Origin of the sequence: Aestuariivirga sp. (genome assembly GCF_041738905.1) — a bacterium.
GTDB lineage: Bacteria > Pseudomonadota > Alphaproteobacteria > Rhizobiales > Aestuariivirgaceae > Aestuariivirga.
In genome coordinates this window covers 37,141-50,526 of the sequence record NZ_JBGSOZ010000002.1, presented here as the reverse complement: position 1 = coordinate 50,526, position 13,386 = coordinate 37,141, and the positions used below count along the sequence as shown (strand labels likewise).

At 62.4% G+C, this 13,386-nt stretch carries 12 protein-coding genes and 1 pseudogene; 7 read left to right on the top strand and 6 right to left on the bottom strand.

The features are described 5' to 3' along the window. Positions 1-573 (bottom strand): annotated as a pseudogene (locus tag ACEW8Q_RS00360) (hypothetical protein); the annotation flags it as partial. Between the two features lie 287 nt (positions 574-860). Here ACEW8Q_RS00360 and ACEW8Q_RS00355 point away from each other — a divergent pair. Beyond that, entirely contained in the window at positions 861-1,286 is a 426-nt protein-coding gene (locus ACEW8Q_RS00355) for a copper chaperone PCu(A)C (RefSeq protein WP_373502063.1), read from the top strand. Positions 1,287-1,294: 8 nt separating this feature from the next. On the opposite strand, the gene ACEW8Q_RS00350 is transcribed toward ACEW8Q_RS00355, so the two are convergent. From ACEW8Q_RS00350 to ACEW8Q_RS00335, 4 genes are all read right to left on the bottom strand, one after another. Then, positions 1,295-1,690, bottom strand: a complete 396-nt coding sequence (locus tag ACEW8Q_RS00350) for a hypothetical protein (protein WP_373502062.1) — start codon at positions 1,688-1,690, stop codon at positions 1,295-1,297. A 105-nt stretch (positions 1,691-1,795) separates the two neighbouring features. Beyond that, positions 1,796-2,956, bottom strand: coding sequence for an iron-containing alcohol dehydrogenase (locus ACEW8Q_RS00345; RefSeq protein WP_373502061.1), 1,161 nt, complete (start codon positions 2,954-2,956; stop codon positions 1,796-1,798). 49 nt (positions 2,957-3,005) lie between these two features. Next, positions 3,006-4,379: a glutamine synthetase family protein gene (locus ACEW8Q_RS00340; protein WP_373502064.1), complete on the bottom strand. Its 1,374-nt coding sequence runs from the start codon at positions 4,377-4,379 to the stop codon at positions 3,006-3,008. Between the two features lie 24 nt (positions 4,380-4,403). Beyond that, a complete protein-coding gene (locus tag ACEW8Q_RS00335; protein WP_373502060.1) occupies positions 4,404-5,153 on the bottom strand; it encodes an N-formylglutamate amidohydrolase in 750 nt (249 codons plus the stop codon). Between the two features lie 105 nt (positions 5,154-5,258). Between ACEW8Q_RS00335 and ACEW8Q_RS00330 the strand changes: the two genes are divergently transcribed. Further along, positions 5,259-6,125: a MurR/RpiR family transcriptional regulator gene (locus ACEW8Q_RS00330; protein ID WP_373502059.1), complete on the top strand. Its 867-nt coding sequence runs from the start codon at positions 5,259-5,261 to the stop codon at positions 6,123-6,125. Continuing rightward, complete coding sequence (gene betA, locus ACEW8Q_RS00325) at positions 6,122-7,783, top strand: choline dehydrogenase (RefSeq protein WP_373502058.1); 1,662 nt, start codon at positions 6,122-6,124, stop codon at positions 7,781-7,783. The genes ACEW8Q_RS00330 and betA overlap by 4 nt, the downstream gene beginning before the upstream one ends. Positions 7,784-7,902: 119 nt before the next feature. Here the strand turns inward: betA and ACEW8Q_RS00320 are convergent, their stop codons facing one another. Further along, on the bottom strand, positions 7,903-8,745 hold the full coding sequence (locus ACEW8Q_RS00320; protein ID WP_373502057.1) for a D-amino-acid transaminase: 843 nt from the start codon (positions 8,743-8,745) through the stop codon (positions 7,903-7,905). A gap of 126 nt (positions 8,746-8,871) precedes the next feature. Here ACEW8Q_RS00320 and ACEW8Q_RS00315 point away from each other — a divergent pair, with 126 nt between their 5' ends. The 4 genes from ACEW8Q_RS00315 to ACEW8Q_RS00300 are packed head-to-tail and all read left to right on the top strand — an operon-like array spanning position 8,872 to position 13,367. Continuing rightward, positions 8,872-10,227, top strand: a complete 1,356-nt coding sequence (locus ACEW8Q_RS00315; RefSeq protein ID WP_373502056.1) for an aspartate aminotransferase family protein — start codon at positions 8,872-8,874, stop codon at positions 10,225-10,227. Positions 10,228-10,242: 15 nt separating this feature from the next. Then, positions 10,243-11,619 carry a glutamine synthetase family protein gene (locus ACEW8Q_RS00310; protein WP_373502055.1) on the top strand — a complete coding sequence of 459 codons (1,377 nt, stop codon included), beginning with the start codon at positions 10,243-10,245 and terminating at the stop codon, positions 11,617-11,619. Between the two features lie 15 nt (positions 11,620-11,634). Beyond that, complete coding sequence (locus ACEW8Q_RS00305) at positions 11,635-12,414, top strand: hypothetical protein (protein WP_373502054.1); 780 nt, start codon at positions 11,635-11,637, stop codon at positions 12,412-12,414. After that, entirely contained in the window at positions 12,411-13,367 is a 957-nt protein-coding gene (locus ACEW8Q_RS00300) for an MBL fold metallo-hydrolase (protein ID WP_373502053.1), read from the top strand. The genes ACEW8Q_RS00305 and ACEW8Q_RS00300 overlap by 4 nt, the downstream gene beginning before the upstream one ends. Positions 13,368-13,386: the final 19 nt, after the last annotated feature.

Sequence of the window (13,386 nt, the reverse complement as noted above, 5' to 3'; positions counted from 1 at the left end):
TGCGAGCGACAGGCGCCGCGTGACGGTGAGGCCGGCGTGTGCCGCATCCGCATCGCCGATCACCATGGCGAGCGCGCCGGACTTCAGCGCCTCCTCCATGGTCCACAGCAGGGCCTGGGGCTTCTTCAGCGTGAGGGTGACGAAGCGCGGGCGCGGCAGGCCCAGGCGTTCGAGCCCATGGCCATAAAGCCTGCCATGTTCGCGCTCCTCCCTCTCCAGCCTGCACCACAGGAAGGGCCTCCGCTCCTGCGTGTCGGCAAGGCGGCGGAGTGCGAGGGCCAGCGTAAAGCCCATGGCGGCCGGCGCATCGCCATAGGCGCGCGGCGACACGTCATGCAGCCCGTTGCGCAGCAGACCCTGCTCGGGAAGATGGCGGTCGAGATCGGGCAGGCCCGTCATCCACGGCGCGCTCCGGCTTTTCTGCCGCTCGAACTGCGCCTGCGATTGCTCGATGCGCGCGATGTGCGAGCGCAGTGCCGCAATGAGCGGTGAAACGTCATCGCCGTGTCGAAAAGCGGCAGCGGCGGCACAAGTATCCCCGCCCCGCGCAAGATGTGCCGGTCCCATACGCATGACTGCAATATCCAGAATGTTCCTATTTTGTTCCATAGCGAGCCGCGAGAGTCAAGATGGGAAAATTGTCCCGAAGCGGCACATCGATTCACATCTTCGCAAATTACCCTGTGTATTGGGCTCTCGGGAGCGATATCCACAGCACGTATTTTTTGTCTCCGAACTGGAGCATGGTGCTGCTTGCGATAACATCGATTTATGGCAACGGACGGAGCATTGATCTTGCCCGGCCTGATTGCCGCAGGCTTCGCCACGCTGCGGTCACACCTTCGGGGGAAAGCGCTGACATGAGACGCAGAACACTCCTCGCCGGCCTGCTGGCCTTTCCCGCCAGCGCCCGCGCGCACTCCTACAAGCAGGGCAGCATCGCCATCGGCCATGCCTGGGCATTGCCAGCAGCATCGGGCGACGGGCAGATGTTCTTTCCGCTCGTCAACACGGGCAAGCAGACGGATGAGCTCGTGGCGGCACGCGCATCCGTCTGTACACTGATCGAACTGCGGCGGAACAACCGTTACGATGATCCGCCGCTGTCATCCTTCATTCTCGAGCCCGGCAAGCCCTTCCCGATGCGCCCTACAGCGCGGCATCTCCGCCTCATGGGGCTGCGCGGTCCGTTGGCGATCGATCAGCGCTTCACCGTCATCCTGGATTTCCTGAATGCAGGCGAAACCGAGATCGAGGTGCATGTCGAGCATGCACCGGGCGACTGACCTGGCCTCTAGACGAGTTCAGGCCGCCGTTCGCGCTTGCCTTCGATCTTCTCGTCGATCGGCAGCTTCACGGGTTCCGCAGGCACCAGTTCCATGGAGACGCCGGCTGGAATCTGCTGCAGGGAAAGCTCGACGCCATTCGAGAAGCGCAAACCATCGCGATAGGCCCCTGAGTCGAGGCGCACGAAAATCGCCTCTTCACGCTCGGTGAAACCATGGCGAGCCGCCAGTTCGGCCGGGATGTCCGAGACTGCGAGCCTGGTGTCGCATGCCATGCACACCGCCGTACCGGGCTGTCCCGGCGACGCCAGCCCCATCGATCCGCTGGAGAACCGGGTCGTTACGTAGCGTTCACCCTCACGGGCAGGACGCGAGCCATACATTTCCAGTGAGTAGTCACACATAGCTTCCTCCTGAAGCAGCCGCTTCAAAAACCACCCAGCCATTGTGTTGCCACTCGCTCTAATTCAGCTCACGCGCCTTGCGTTCCCAAGAATTTGTATTCCAGTTCAAAGATCGCCGGTGACGCACTTCTTGGCGAGCGCCTTGTACTGCTTCTCGGTGAAGGCGATCGGGTTGCCTCCTGCGGAGGGGTCCTTGATGGCCATCGCCGCCACTTCGTCCAGCCGCTTGGTGTCGATGCCGATGTCTTTCAGCGCGTGCGGAATGCCGATCTCCTTGCGCAATGCCAAAATCCATTTGAGGAAGCCGTTGAAACCGCCCTTGATGCCGAGATAGGCGGCAGCGCGCTCGATGTCCTTTTCGATCTTGCGGCGGTTGGCCTTCACCACATAAGGCATGACGATGCCGTTCAGCAGGCCGTGGTGGGCATCGTAAAGGCCGCCGAAAGGATGCGAGATGGCATGAATGGCGCCGAGGCCGCGCTGGAAGGCGGTGGCGCCCATGGTGGAGGCGACCAGCATGTTGCCGCGTGCGTCAAGGTCCTTCGGCTTCTTCACGGCCTTGGCGAGGTTCTCCTTCACCAGCCGCATGCCTTCGAGCGCAATGCCGGCGGACAACGGGTGATAGAAGGGCGCGCAATAGGCTTCGAGATTATGCGCCAGCGCATCCATTCCGGTGGCGGCCGTCAGCTTTGCCGGAAGCCCCACGGTCAATTCAGGATCGAGGATCGCCACCTTCGGCATGATGGCCGGGTGGAAGATGATCTTCTTCTCATGCGTGACGGGATGCGTGACGACGCCGGCGCGGCCGACTTCCGAGCCCGTACCAGCGGTGGTCGGCACTGCGATGATGGGAACGATCGCGGACGCATCCGCCCTCGTCCACCAGTCGCCGATGTCCTCGAGATCGAAGATCGAAATCTTCTGTCCCTGCATCAGCGCGATCATCTTGCCGACGTCGAGGCCGGAGCCGCCGCCGAAAGCGATGACGCCGTCATGCTTGCCGGCACGGAACGCCTCGCAGCCCGTGAGAACATTCTCTTCCACGGGGTTGGGGCGCACGTCGGAGAACATCTCAGCCTTGAGGCCGGCCTTCTTCAGGTCCGCCACGATCTCGACGACCATCGGCATGGAGGCCAGTCCCTTGTCGGTGACGAAGAGAGGGCGGTTGATGCCATTTGCCTTGCAATGCTCGGCCAGTTCCTTGATGCGGCCCGCGCCATACTTGATCGCGGTCGGGTAATTGATGTTGCGGTTCGGGATCGTCATGCCGTTTCTCCAGTGTCTCGGGCCGTCTTGATGACTTTCGGGCCCCGCGTCAGTATTGCTCGAAGCCGCGCTTCAGATCGAGATCCATCACGCGGCGGTCATACTCGAATTGCTCCCACTTCGCCGTGTGCACATAGTGGTCGACCACGTCGTCACCCAATGCACCGCGCAGGAAACTCGACTTGTCGAGCCGCTCGGTTGCGTCCCGCAGGGTCTTCGGAATGTCGCGCAGCTTCTTGGATGTGTCATAGGCATCGCCGGAGAACACAGGTTCCAGCGCCATCTTCTTCTCGATGCCGTCGAGGCCTGCGGCGAGCAGCGCGGCGAATGCGAGATAGGGGTTGAGGTCGGCGCCGCCCACGCGGCACTCCACGCGGATCGCCTTCGAGTCAGCACCGCAGAGGCGGAAGCCCGCGGTGCGATTGTCGAAGCTCCACACCGAGCGCGTCGGCGCGAAGGTTCCGGCGATGAAACGGCGGTATGAGTTCATGTAGGGCGCGAGGAAATAGGTGATCTCGCCCGAATGCTCCAGCTGGCCTGCCAGATAGTGCTGCATCAGTTCCGACATGCCATGGTCGCCCGTCTTGTCGAAGAACAGCGGCGTCTTGCCATCGGCCGACCACAGTGACTGGTGGATGTGGGATGAGCTTCCGGCGAGATTGTAGTTCCACTTCGCCATGAAGGTGATCGACTTGCCGAGACCGTAGGCGATTTCCTTGCAGCCATTCTTGATGATGGCGTGCCGGTCCGCCATGTCCAGCGCTTCGGCATACTTGACGTTGATCTCTTCCTGGCCTGGTGCGGCCTCGCCCTTCGAATTCTCCACCGGGATGCCCGCGCCATGAAGCCCGTTGCGGATGGCGCGCATCACGTCTTCTTCCTTGGAGGTCTGGAAGATGTGATAGTCCTCGATGTAATGCGCCGAAGTCTTGAGGTTGCGATAGCCCATCTCATGGGCATTCGCATAGCTGTCCTCGAACAGGAAGAATTCGAGTTCGGAGGCCATGTAGGCCTTCATCTTCATCGCCTCGAGGCGCTTCAATTGCTTCTTGAGTATCGCGCGCGGGCTATGCGGAACGTCCTTGTGCGTGTGGTGATCGAGAATGTCGCACAGCACGAGTGCAGTGCCCGGCAGCCAGGGAATTCGCCGCAGCGTCGCCATGTCGGGCTTCAGGACGAAATCGCCATAGCCCTTTTCCCAGCTTGAAGCCTTGTAGCCCGGCACCGGCTCCATCTCGACGTCGACGGCGAGCAGGTAGTTGCAGCCATGCGTCTCCTTATGCCCGCTCTCGACGAAGAACTTCGCATGGAAGCGCTTGCCGATCAGCCGGCCCTGCATGTCGACCAGCGCCGCGACCACGGTGTCGATGGTGCCCGCCGCCACTTCCTTCTTCAGCTGAGCGAGTGTCAGCATGCCTTCCATCATGTCGTTCTCCCCTGTGCTGTTCTATTTCGCGGCGGCCTGGATGAGCGGCACGGAAAGCCGCTGCGCCCACTCGTCCTGTCCCCGCTCGGTGTCGATCAGATCGTTGCGGATCTCGAGCATGGCATGTTGAAGGCCACGCGAGAAACCATGCATGTTGAGCGAATGGAGCACGCCGTCCTTCGGCCCATAGGGCTCGTTGAGGCGCGCATCGACATTCGGAAAGCTCTTGATCAGCCTCGATGAGAGCGAGGCGTCGCGGTCATGCAGGATGCCGAGTTCGACGCTGCGCGGCTTGTCCTTGTAGATCTTCGTGAAACTGTGAATGGAGACGACCAGCGACCGGACACCCGCCGCCGCGCGCTTGTCGAGTTGCAGCGATATCCCATCATGGAATGGCCGGTAGATCTCGCGGGCCCGCGCCAGCCTGTCGTCTGCCGAAAGCTTGCGATTGCCCGGAATGACGGTCGTCTCGCTCAACTCTGGAATTGCGTCAGCAGATTCGGGCGGACGGTTGCAGTCATACGCCAGCCGCGAATAGCGTTGGAGGAGGAGCGGCGCATCGATCAGGCGCGACAAGAGCCGCGCCACCTTCTCCGCCCCGATGTCCCAGGCGATATGCCGCTGCAGGTCGGCCTCGGACAAGCCCAGCGTCCCGAGCTTCCGCGGCATCAGCCGCGAGGCATGCTCGCAGATCAGCACATAGGGCGACCGGCCAGCTTCGTTCACGGCAATGAGAGGGCTTTCTTCGTCCTCTTGGAGCAAGGCTCCCATCAATCAAACTCCGGGGAAACAGTCGCGATATGAAGCAATGATTTCAGATTGTAACAGGGCTGTCAAATTCGTTACAATGCCCATGCACAGTTGAGGGAGAACATCATGCCGCAGCAGCGATCGACCACCGTTGCCGAACGCCTGCGCCTGATGGCGGGTGAGCTGACCGCGGCCGAGCGCAAGCTCATGGCGGCCCTGTTCTCGAACTACCCGATGGCCGGGTTGGGCAGCATCACGGATTTCGCCCGCGAGGCCGACGTCTCCACGCCCTCCGTGCTGCGCCTCGCCAAGAAACTTGGATTTTCCGGCTTCCCCTCATTCCAGGAAGAACTCCGGAGCGAACTTTCCGCCCAGCTCCAGAACCCCATTTCAAAGCACGACCGCTGGTCGGCGGATGCGCCCGACACCCATATCCTCAATACCTTTGCCAGCGCTGCCATGGAAAATCTCTCAGGCTCGCTGAAGCTCATGGACCACCGCGCCTTCGACGCGACCGTGGCGCTGCTCGCCGACCGCAAGCGGACGATCCACATCGCGGGCGGGCGCATCACCGAGGCTATCGCCTCCTATCTCGCCACCCACCTCCAGATGGCGCGCCCGGGCGTCAGCCTCATCCCCGCCACCCAGTCGTTCTGGCCGCAATACCTGCTCGACATCGGCAAGCACGACGTGATCGTCTTCTTCGATATCCGCCGATATGACGCCCGCATGCTGGAATTTGCCGTTTCTGCCAAAGAGCGGGGCGCCAAGGTCGTGCTCATTACAGACCAGTGGATTTCCCCGATAGCGAGACTGGCCGTGCACTCACTCCCCTTGCGCATTGAAGCACCTTCGAGCTGGGACTCGAACATCGTTCCGCTTTTCGTGGCCGAGGCGCTTGTCGCGGCCACCGTCAACGCGTCCTGGCATGAAACCGAGGCGCGCATCGCCGAGCTTGAGCGGCTGTCAGATTCAGGCCGCCGCGGCAAATGACAACGGAGACCTTCGACTTCATCATCGTCGGCGCCGGTTCAGCGGGTTGCGTCATGGCGAACCGCCTTTCCGAAGACGGCAAGAATTCCGTGCTGGTGCTGGAATATGGCGGCAGCGACCGCGGCCCCTTCATCCAGATGCCCTCGGCACTGTCCTACCCGATGAACATGAGCCTCTATAACTGGGGCTTCGAGACGGAGCCCGAGCCGCACTTGAACGGCCGCCGCCTCGCCACGCCGCGCGGCAAGGTGGTGGGCGGCTCGTCGTCCATCAACGGCATGGTCTATGTCAGGGGCCACGCGAAGGATTTCGACACCTGGGAAGAGATGGGCGCCAAGGGCTGGGGCTACCGCCATGTGCTGCCCTATTTCAAGCGCCAGGAAACCAGCCACGGCGGAGAGGACGGCTGGCGCGGAACCGATGGCCCCATGCACGTGAAGCGCGGCAGCCTCGACAACCCGCTCTATGCGGCCTTCATCGAGGCAGGCCGCGAGGCCGGTTATCCCGTGACACCCGACTACAATGGCTGCCAGCAGGAGGGCTTCGGCGCCATGGAGATGACCGTCCACAACGGCATCCGCTGGTCTGCCGCCAATGCCTATCTGAAGCCGGCCATGAAGCGCGGCAACATTCGGCTGGTCACCCACGCCTTCGCGCATCGCATTCTGCTCGAAGGCCGCAAGGCCGTGGGCGTCGAATATGATGTGCGCGGCAAGCTGAGGCAGGCCCACGCACGGCGCGAGGTCATCGTCGCGGCCTCATCGATCAACTCGCCGAAAATCCTGCAGATGTCAGGAATCGGCGCGCCCGAAACGCTCAAGGCCGCCGACATCGACGTGGTCCATGCGCTGCCGGGTGTTGGCGAGAACCTTCAGGATCATCTCGAAATCTATTTCCAGATCCGCTCCAAGGAGCCGATAACGCTCTATTCCCAGCTCAACCTCGTGTCGAAGGGCATGATCGGGGCTGAATGGCTGCTGATGAAGTCCGGCCTCGGCACCACCAACCATTTCGAATCCTGCGGCTTCATCCGCTCGCGCGCAGGGATCGAGTATCCCGATATCCAGTATCACTTCCTGCCCGCCGCCATGCGCTATGACGGCACCGCCGCCTTCAACGACCACGGCTTCCAGGTGCATGTTGGCCCCATGCGCTCGAAGTCGCGCGGCCATGTGCGGGTGAAGAGCAAGGACCCGCACGAGGCGCCGTCAATCCTGTTCAACTACCTCTCGCACCCGGAAGACCTGCCCGAATGGCGCGCCGCCGTGCGCCTCACGCGCGAAATCTTCCAGCAGTCCGCCATGCAGAAATACGCCGCCGAGGAAATCCAGCCGGGTGCGGCAGTCAACTCCGATGACGCCATCGACGCCTTCATCCGCGAGCATTGCGAGAGCGCCTATCACCCCTGCGGCACCTGCCGGATGGGCTCAGCGAATGACCCGATGTCCGTCGTCGATCACGAATGCCGCGTCATCGGCATCGAGAACCTGCGCGTGGCGGATTCATCGATCATGCCGCAAGTGACCAACGGCAACCTCAACGCCCCCACCCTGATGATCGGCGAAAAAGCCTCCGACCACATCCTCGGCCGCGAGCCCGTAGCGCCGTCCAATCAGGAGCCGTGGATCAACCCGGCGTGGATGACAAGCCAGCGATAAGTTCTTCACTCCGTCATGCCAGCGAAAGCTGGCATCCAGCTTCCTTCATCGGGAACTCATCGCACTCCATGAGAAGCTGGATCCCGGCTTTCGCCGGGATGACGCACCGTGGGCCGGAGCTACTTCCCCGCCTCTTCGAGGAAAATCTCCCGCAGCTTGCGGACCACTGGTCCCGGCTGTCCACCACCGATGCGCTTGCCGTCGATCTCGATGATGGGCATCACGAATTGCGAGGCAGACGTGAGGAAGGCTTCATCCGCCGCATAGGCTTCCTCGGCAGTGAACTTGCGCTCGACGATTTCGATGCCTTCTTCACTCGCCAGCCGGAACAGCGCGCGCCTGGTGCAGCCTGCGAGGATCGAGTTTGACAACTCCCGCGTGATGACCTTGCCGTCCTTCACGATATAGGCGTTGGACGAGGTGCCCTCGGTGATGAAACCGTCTTCCACCATCCAGCCTTCGGTGGCGCCCTTCTCGTAGGCTTCCTGCTTGCCGAGGACGGGCGCCAGCAGCATCACCGACTTGATGTCGCGGCGCGCCCAGCGAATGTCCGGAATGGTGACGACGCGAACACCCGTGGTGGCGTTGGGATTGTTGACGAGGTTCATCACCTGGGTGAAGGCGATGAGCGTGGGCTTGGACTCCTTGGGAAAGTTGAAGGTGCGGTCGGCAGCGCCCCGCGTCACCTGCATGTAGATGATGCCTTCCTTGAGGTCGTTGCGCTTCACCATCTCCAGATGCATGGCGAGCAATTCGTCCTTCGTGCAGGGCCAGTCGATGCGGAGTTCCTTCAGCGAACGCTCCAGCCGTTCCATGTGCGGGCCATAGTCGACGAGCTTGCCGTTTACCACGGCGGTCACTTCATAGACACCGTCAGCGAACAGGAATCCGCGGTCGAATATCGAGATTTTTCCTTCCGATTCAGGAAGATACTCGCCATTGACAAAAACCGTGCGGGCCATGCTCGAAGCTCCTTGATGCTGTGGCGCCCGGTAAATCAGATTCCCCCGCCCGAATCCATGGGGGTTGTGGAGCCACCCTGAAGGCGGCTAGGAGAGAACCTGTCGTCAATTGCCACGAAGGATATCATGGCGCGCAACGTGCCCGAAGCCAACATCAAGGCCATGCTGGCCCGCGAGGAATCCCTCTTCATCCAGCGCAACCCGAACTCGAAACGGCTTTCGGAAGACGCTGCGAAAAACTGGCTCAAGGGCGTTCCGATGCACTGGATGGTGGATTGGGGAACGCCGTTTCCGCTCTTCGTCGCCAAGGCCAATGGCGTCGACGTGACTGACGCGGACGGCAACACCTACATTGACTTCTGCCTCGGCGACACCGGCGCCATGTTCGGCCATTCACCGAAGCCCGTGGTCGACGCCCTCCAGCGCGAGGGCGCGAACGGCTTCACCACCATGATGCCTTCAACCGACGCGGCAATCGTGGGCCAACTGCTGCAAGAGCGTTTCGGCCTGCCCTTCTGGCAGGTGACGGCGACCGCGTCCGACGCCAACCGCGCCGTCATCAAGTGGTGCCGCGCCATCACCGGCCGCTCCAATATCCTCGTCTTCAATCACTGCTACCATGGCGCGGTGGACGAGACCTATGTAACGATCGACGGCGGCACGCCCCATGCCGATCCGGCACTGATCGGCGAGGTCCGCGACCTCACGCAATACACCAAGGTCATCGAATTCAACGACATCCCGGCACTCGAAGCAGCATTGGCCGACCGCGATGTGGCCTGCGTACTGGCCGAGCCAATCATGACCAATGTCGGCATGGTGCTGCCCGATGACGGCTACCACAAGGCGCTGCGCGAGATCACGCGCCGGACCGACACGCTGCTTATCCTGGACGAGACGCATTGCATGTCGTCAGGCCCCGGCGGCTACACCGGCGAGTTCGGGCTTGAACCAGATGGCTTCGTGCTCGGCAAGCCCATCGCGGGCGGCATCCCGGCCGCCGTCTATGGCTTTACAGACGGCGTCACCGCGCGCATCCGCAAGTTCCTCGAAACCCGCACGCCCGGCCATTCCGGCATCGGCACCACGCTCTCCGGATCGAAAATCCAGTTGGCGCTGATGCGCGCCGTGCTGGAAAACTACTTCACCAAGGAGGCTTTCGCGCCCCTGATCGCGCTCGCAAGGCGGCTCGAGAAGGGCATCGCGGATGTTATCATCAAACATTCAGCTCCGTGGCACGTCGTCCGTGTCGGCGCGCGTGTGGAGTTCATGTGCACTCCCCAGCGCCCCCGGAACGGCGGCGAGGCCGCGAAGGTGATCCACCGGCCCATCGACGAGGCCGTGCATCACTATCTTCTCAATCGCGGCGTGATCGTCACGCCGTTCCACAACATGATGCTCATCTGCCCGGCGACGACCGCGGCACATGTCGATCATCTGGTCGAGGGTCTCGACCGCTGCCTGACTGAATTGATGAGTTGAGACGGAGTAACTGACATGGCCCTTGTATTTCCCCGCCGCGAGGCAGAAGCCCAGGCGTTCCTCGATGCCAACCCCGACATCGATACCGTGCAGGTCGTATGGACCGACCTCTGCGGCGTCGCCCGCGGCAAGGTGCTGCGCCGCGACGAAGTGGTCCCGGCCTGGAAGGACGGCCGCTTCATGCCTATCTCGGCGCTGGTCCTCGATGTGACGGGGCAAGACGTGCCCGAGACGGGCCTCGTCTTCGATGAAGGCGACCGCGACATGCTGATGTGGCCCATCCCCGGCACCTTCGTGCGCGTGCCCTGGATGGAGAAGACCGCGCAATATACAGCAGCCGTCCATGATCTGGACGGCGTGCCGCATTACGCCGATCCGCGCAACGCGCTGGAAAAGGTGGTGACGCGGTTCAAGAAGGAACTGAACATGACGCCGGTGGGCGCGGTTGAGCTCGAGTTCTTCCTCATGGACCGGGAATCCGCCATGGCCGGCAAGCCGATGGCGCCGAAGTCGCTCATCAACGAGCACCGCCCGCAGCATTACCAGGCCTATTATCTTCAGGACACGGACGATTTCGCGCCCTTCTTCAAGGATCTCTATGCCTGGTGCGAAATCCAGGACCTGCCCGCCAAGACCCTGATCTCGGAATATGCACCTGGCCAGATGGAGATCGTTCTCCGCCACCGCGCCGACGTGCTCGATGCCTGCGACGAGGGCGTCATGCTGAAGCGCCTGATCAAGGCCTGCGCCGAGAAGCATGGCCTTGCCGCCACCTTCATGGCCAAGCCCTATTCGGAATGGACGGGCTCCGGCATGCACATCCACGTGTCGCTCGCAGACGAGGAAGGCAACAACCTCTTCGCGGCGGAAGACCCGCTGCAGAACGAACTGCTGATGCACTCGATCGGCGGCCTCAAGGCGTCGATGGCGGAATCGATGCTGATCTTCGCGCCCAACGCCAACTCCTACCGCCGCTTCCGCCGCAATTCCTATGCGCCGGTTTCGGCCTCCTGGGGCATCAACAACCGCACGGTCTCGATCCGCATTCCGGCGGGTGCTGCCAAGGCCTGTCACATCGAGCACCGGCCGAGCGGAGCGGACGCCAATCCCTACCTGGTGATGGCTGCGATTCTCGCTGGCATGCATCACGGCATTGTGGAAAAGGCCGAGCCCGGAAACCCTGTGACCGGCAACGGTTATGAAAAGCGAGCAAAGTACATCCCCGGGAACTGGCACGACGCCATCGACGCCTTCTGGCGCGCCTCGATCCTCAAGGAATATTTTGGCAAGGAATTCGTCGATACCTATTGCACGCTGAAGGAAGTTGAGGCCGACCGCTTCTATGCCGAGCCCACAGCGCGCGACTTCGAGTGGTACCTGCGAACAGTCTGAGGAACGACAAGGAACATGCCGCCCGATCTCCTCTTCACGATGCCACTGGTCGGCATGTTCTTCACCTTGCTGCTCACGGTAGGGCTGATTGCCCTTGCCCTTCATCTTCTGTTTGCATGGAAGCCAGTCCGCAGGGCCAGTGAACACCTCGCAGATCTCTCGCCGGTCACTATGACGCTGTGCGGGACCGTGTTCGGACTCTCGGTGGCCTTTCTGGCAAACTCCGTCTGGGCCATGGAGGACCGTGCCCGCGAAACGGTCAACGCCGAAGCCCGCAGCATCCGTGTCATGCAGGTCTATGTCAGCGCGATGACCGCGTCGACGCAGGACAGTTTCGCCCGCATCCTCCAGGGCTATGGCCAAGCCGTCGCTCGCGAATGGGATGACATGGCCGACATGGGGCCAAGCGCGGATGCAGAGAGCAGATTACGACATCTCTATGCGGCCGTCCTCCGTGGCTTTTCGGAGGGCGAACAGAATCGTGCCGTCCAGCAGAGGCTTCTGACCGCGCTCGACAGTCTCTCCACGGCGCGCCAGCAGCGGCTTTCCATCGCGCAGGATGTAGTGAGCATCGGGCAGTGGTTCCTTGTGACCGCACTGGGACTGTTGCTGCTGGTGGTGATTGCCATCGGCCATGCGCGCTTTCCCGTTCCGAGAACCGTGGCGCTCGCCAGCATGACCATGGCCATCACCATAGCGCTCTATGTGATCGCGGCGCATGACAGGCCTTTCATCGGACCGGCGGCCCAGTCGCCCTGGCCCATCCTCGACGCGACGGGCGTTGCATCCGAATGACGCGAGTCCTGCATGATGGACGGCGCTTCCGCATCGAGGGGCACAGGGGAGAAGCGGGCTTCCGCGACTTGTTGAAGTGGCAGATGAGCGGAAAACGCGCGCCCTGGCCAAGCCGCGTGGAGAACCGCAGCCATCCGCCGCCGCCCGCAAGGGTTCACGGTAAGGACCTGATGGCGACCTGGATCGGCCATTCGACCGTCCTCCTCCAGACTGCCAGCCTGAACATTCTCACCGATCCGTTTCTCTCCGAGCGCGCCAGCCCCTTGAGCTTCGCCGGGCCGAAGCGGGTGCGCCCGCCCGCGCTCACCGCGAAGACGCTCCCGCCGATCGACATCATCCTGGTCAGCCACAACCATTACGACCACATGGACCTCGCGGCGCTGCGCGAGATCGCGCGTCATCATGCGCCGCATGTGGTGACGCCGCACGGTAACGCCCGCTGGATCCGGCCCGCGGGCAAGAACTTCCGTGTCGATGAGTTGCACTGGGGACAGTCGCTCGAAAGCGGAGCACTCCGCATTCATCTGACGCCTGCGTTGCACTGGTCGAAGCGCGGACTGTTCGACGCCAATACCGCGCTCTGGGGCGCATTCCTGGTGGAGACGCCGGGCGGGCCTGTGTATTTCGCCGGCGACACGGGTTTTGGCGAAGGTGCAACCTTCCACCATATCCGCGAGACGTTCGGGCCGCCGCGCTTATCCCTGCTTCCCATCGGAGCGTATGAGCCGCGCTGGTTCATGCAGCCCCAGCACATGAACCCCGCCGAGGCCGTGAACGCGCACATGGCACTCGAAAGCACGACCAGCCTCGCCATCCACCACGGCACGATACAACTCACCGATGAAACCATCGACGCGCCGGCGCGGGCACTGGGTGAGGCGCTTTCCGAACGCTCAATTGACCCTGCCCGCTTCCTCGTGCCTGAGGCGGGCGAAGTGGTGACGATCGCCTGATCCTGATGCCGCTCCTCGA

Bases quoted from the DNA above. Each gene is read 5' to 3' on its own strand.
- betA (WP_373502058.1), top strand. From the start codon at position 6,122: ATGACAACGGAGACCTTCGACTTCATCATCGTCGGCGCCGGTTCAGCG.
- ACEW8Q_RS00345 (WP_373502061.1), bottom strand. From the start codon at position 2,956: ATGACGATCCCGAACCGCAACATCAATTACCCGACCGCGATCAAGTAT.
- ACEW8Q_RS00335 (WP_373502060.1), bottom strand. From the start codon at position 5,153: ATGGGAGCCTTGCTCCAAGAGGACGAAGAAAGCCCTCTCATTGCCGTG.
- ACEW8Q_RS00320 (WP_373502057.1), bottom strand. From the start codon at position 8,745: ATGGCCCGCACGGTTTTTGTCAATGGCGAGTATCTTCCTGAATCGGAA.
- ACEW8Q_RS00305 (WP_373502054.1), top strand. From the start codon at position 11,635: ATGCCGCCCGATCTCCTCTTCACGATGCCACTGGTCGGCATGTTCTTC.
- ACEW8Q_RS00330 (WP_373502059.1), top strand. From the start codon at position 5,259: ATGCCGCAGCAGCGATCGACCACCGTTGCCGAACGCCTGCGCCTGATG.
- ACEW8Q_RS00315 (WP_373502056.1), top strand. From the start codon at position 8,872: ATGGCGCGCAACGTGCCCGAAGCCAACATCAAGGCCATGCTGGCCCGC.
- ACEW8Q_RS00355 (WP_373502063.1), top strand. From the start codon at position 861: ATGAGACGCAGAACACTCCTCGCCGGCCTGCTGGCCTTTCCCGCCAGC.
- ACEW8Q_RS00350 (WP_373502062.1), bottom strand. From the start codon at position 1,690: ATGTGTGACTACTCACTGGAAATGTATGGCTCGCGTCCTGCCCGTGAG.
- ACEW8Q_RS00340 (WP_373502064.1), bottom strand. From the start codon at position 4,379: ATGGAAGGCATGCTGACACTCGCTCAGCTGAAGAAGGAAGTGGCGGCG.
- ACEW8Q_RS00310 (WP_373502055.1), top strand. From the start codon at position 10,243: ATGGCCCTTGTATTTCCCCGCCGCGAGGCAGAAGCCCAGGCGTTCCTC.
- ACEW8Q_RS00300 (WP_373502053.1), top strand. From the start codon at position 12,411: ATGACGCGAGTCCTGCATGATGGACGGCGCTTCCGCATCGAGGGGCAC.